This is a genomic window from Massilia consociata (genome assembly GCF_042432755.1).
Classification (GTDB): Bacteria; Pseudomonadota; Gammaproteobacteria; order Burkholderiales; family Burkholderiaceae_D; genus Telluria; species Telluria consociata.
Genome location: NZ_JBHLWP010000048.1, coordinates 1 through 745, shown reverse-complemented (window position 1 = coordinate 745; position 745 = coordinate 1). Strand labels below are relative to the sequence as shown.

Genomic DNA, 745 nt, shown 5'->3' with positions numbered 1-745 from the left:
GCAGTTCCCGATACATGGAGGTTCCGCGCTTCCAGTGCTTGAGCTGGATAGCCCGCAGCCTGTGACGCAGCCATTCATCGAGTTCTCGCCATACCTTTGGGGTTTGCGCCAGCTGGAAGTACCCTTCCCAACCCAACATGTAGGAACGAAGTCCCTGCACTACATCGGCCATACTGCGCCCGCCGGATCGGCAGGTCAGTTCCCGGATGCGTTGCTTGTACGCCTGCAGCGGCTTTTCCGCCACCTTGCGCTTGACTTCGCCCCCACGCCCCACCCACAGGCTGTAACCGAGGAACTTGCGGCCGAAGACGCTGGCCACGGCGCTCTTGCTTTCGTTGACCACGAGATGCAACCTGGCATAGCAGCGCCGCAGGATCGTCATCACTCGCTCACCCGCCCGCCTGCTGCGCACATACACGTTCGCATCGTCGGCGTAGCGCGCAAAGCGATGGCCGCGCCGTTCCAGTTCCTTGTCCACTTCATCGAGCATCACGTTGGCAAGCAGCGGACTCAGGGGCCCGCCTTGCGGCGTTCCTTCGCTTCGCTCCTGTACCACGCCATGGTCCATGATGCCGCTGTTCAGATAGGTACGGACCAGCCGGATCACTCCGGCGTCGTTGATGCGTTTCCTCAGGCGGTCGATCAAAATGTCATGGTTGACCCGGTCGAAGAACTTCGACAGGTCCACGTCTACCACGATCCTCAGCCCGGATTGGACGTAAGCCTGAGCGGCTAGCACCGCGTC

At 61.3% G+C, this 745-nt stretch carries 1 protein-coding gene; it reads right to left on the bottom strand.

All coding sequences use genetic code 11. The annotated features are described in order from the left end of the window. A partial coding sequence (locus ACFFJK_RS22995) for a reverse transcriptase domain-containing protein (protein ID WP_379681957.1) occupies positions 1–745 on the bottom strand: 745 nt, incomplete at both ends.